This is a genomic window from Mycobacterium sp., assembly GCF_008709575.1.
Classification (GTDB): domain Bacteria; phylum Actinomycetota; class Actinomycetes; order Mycobacteriales; family Mycobacteriaceae; genus Mycobacterium.
This window is the reverse complement of the sequence record NZ_VYIK01000100.1, coordinates 3,596-6,060: the sequence shown is the minus strand read 5'-3', so window position 1 is coordinate 6,060 and position 2,465 is coordinate 3,596. Positions and strand designations below refer to the sequence as shown.

Genomic DNA, 2,465 nt, shown 5'->3' with positions numbered 1-2,465 from the left:
CAAAGCATCTTCCCTCCGCCAGGAACGCGCGCCCAGCGCGCGGGGATGCTCACGTGACCCTGTCACACAGGGGATTCGCAAACCCAATGCATAGGTTTAACGGCGTCAAACCGTGGGCTCTTGGGCTAGCATCCCTGCCACCCGGCATGGGGTACGCCGACTGGTGGAAGCGGACATGGATTCGACGCAGTATTTGCAGGCCGCCGGCGGCGATCCGCAGACAATCATGGTTGAGACCCGCAAACCGGGCGGCCAGCAGTGGGACCTGGAGTGGGTGCGCTACACCGTGGGTCACCCCCACCAGGGAGACAAGGAGCCCGCTGCCGTGGCGGTCAAATTACCGGGGCGGCACCTACACCATCCCCTGCCACAAGGTATTCGACGCCGACGAGGGCCAAGCCCGGAGGCGTGGTGTATGAGTTCGCTCGATCGCGTGACCCTTCGGGGTGCAGTTTAGGCGGTGAGGGCCGGTGTGGTGGCCGGCTGGTCGTCGACGGGTTCGTCGGTGCTGGTGGGTATGGCGCGTGCGCGGGTGAGAACATCTAGGCCGAGGTAGCGGCGGCCTTCAATCCATTCGTCGTGCTGTTCAGCTAAGACCGCACCGACGAGGCGGATGATGGCGGTGCGGTCGGGGAAGATGCCGACGACGTCGGTGCGCCGCCGGATTTCCTTGTTGAGCCGTTCTTGGGGGTTGTTGGACCATATTTGGCGCCAGATCTGTTTGGGAAAGGCGGTGAAGGCCAGCAGCTCAGCGCGGGCAGCGTCGAGGTGTTCGGCGACTTTGGGCAGTTTGTCGCTCAATGCGTCGAGTACCCGATCGTATTGGGCGACAACGGATTCAGCGTCGGGCTGGTCAAAGACAGAGTGCAGCAGCGTGCGCACCCACGGCCAGGAGGCCTTGGGCGTGACCGCCATGAGATTGGCCGCGTAGTGGGTGCGGCAGCGCTGCCAGGCCGCCCCGGGCAAGGTGGCCCCGATGGCGGCCACCAGGCCGGGATGGGCGTCGCTGGTGACCAGCTTGACCCCGGATAGGCCGCGGGCGACCAGGTCGCGGAAAAACGCCAGCCAGCCGGCGCCATCCTCGGCCGAGGTGACGGCCACCCCGAGGATCTCGCGGTAGCCCTCGGCGTTGACGCCGGTGGCGATCAGCGTGTGCACCCCGACCACGCGCCCGTTCTCGCGGACCTTGAGTACCAGCGCGTCGGCGGCCACAAACGTGTACGGCCCGGCGTCGAGCGGGCGGGTGCGAAACGCCTCCACCGCCTCGTCGAGCTCTTTGGCCATCTCCGAGACCTGCGATTTAGACAGGCGTGTCACACCCAGGGATTCCACGAGGCGCTCCATGCGCCGGGTCGACACCCCGAGCAGGTAGCAGGTGGCCACCACCGAGGTCAGCGCCCGCTCGGCGCGCTTCCGGCGGACCAACAGCCAGTCCGGGAAATAGCTGCCCTGCCGCAGCTTGGGGATCGCCACGTCGATCGTGCCGGCGCGGGTGTCGAAATCGCGGTGCCGATAGCCGTTGCGGCGGTTGGAGCGCTCCTGGCTGCGCTCGCCATACCCGGCCCCGCACAGCGCGTCAGCTTCGGCGCTCATCAAGGCGGCAATAAATGTCGATAGCAGCGCACGCAGCAAATCAGGGCTCGCCGTGGCGAGTTGATCTGCCAACAGCTTCTCGACGTCGATAGGGTGGGATGCGGTCATCGCGCTGGTCTCCTTCGATTGACTTGATCTGTCGTTTCGAAGAATCACGCGATGACCGCCCTCTACCGGGCTACGACACGCCCGCCGACCTCACCGGCTCGTACACCACTTCCCTGGACGCAACTGGAAACTGCGGCCCGCAACCAGCGCCGAGCTGGCTCGCGGCCGTCGCGCGGGAACGTCAGGATAGGTGGTAGATGTTTGTCGTCATAGCGGATGTGCCAGCCACCTCAGTGCACCCATCCGTGCATTTCTGCTGGTCAGGCGGTGCCCCCGGTAGGATTCGAACCTGCGGCCTTCTGCTCCGGATCAGAACAGCAAAGTCGACCTGCAGGTTTTCGGAGTCTCGCTGAAGTGAACATGCAGGTCAGGGGTATGGGGGAGTGTCAGTGAGTCCCAGGGGTAAACAACCTGTTGTGACTTTTGTGTGACTTTTCGGCGGGTGACGGAGTCGTGAAGCCAGCAAACAGATGCCGGTCGGGGCGTGGGCGCTGGCACCTACACGACAACGCACGTGACGGAATCGGCACTGCTGATTTGGTACTGGAACTAACTCGTGCCCGGCGGGATTGGTGTCGTCGGCTGCCGTGTCGGTCGCCGGTCGGCGGCACGTCCACTCATGGCAAAACCAGCCCTAAGGTGGTCCCATTCACCTGGCAGCCGACAGGAGGATGTGGCGCACCGAGGCGAACCGGGCAAAATCGCGATCGAGGGTCACCACCGTGCAGTGATGCTCGACGGCGAGGGCTACAAGGACGGCGTCG

1 protein-coding gene and 1 pseudogene are annotated in these 2,465 nt (G+C 64.9%); both read right to left on the bottom strand.

Features of this window, described 5'->3' with window-relative positions:
- Positions 1-453 precede the first annotated feature (453 nt).
- Positions 454-1,701 carry an IS256 family transposase gene (locus F6Q13_RS16505; protein ID WP_293058821.1) on the bottom strand — a complete coding sequence of 416 codons (1,248 nt, stop codon included), beginning with the start codon at positions 1,699-1,701 and terminating at the stop codon, positions 454-456.
- Between the two features lie 649 nt (positions 1,702-2,350).
- Positions 2,351-2,465: pseudogene (locus tag F6Q13_RS16500) on the bottom strand (PIN domain-containing protein); the annotation flags it as partial.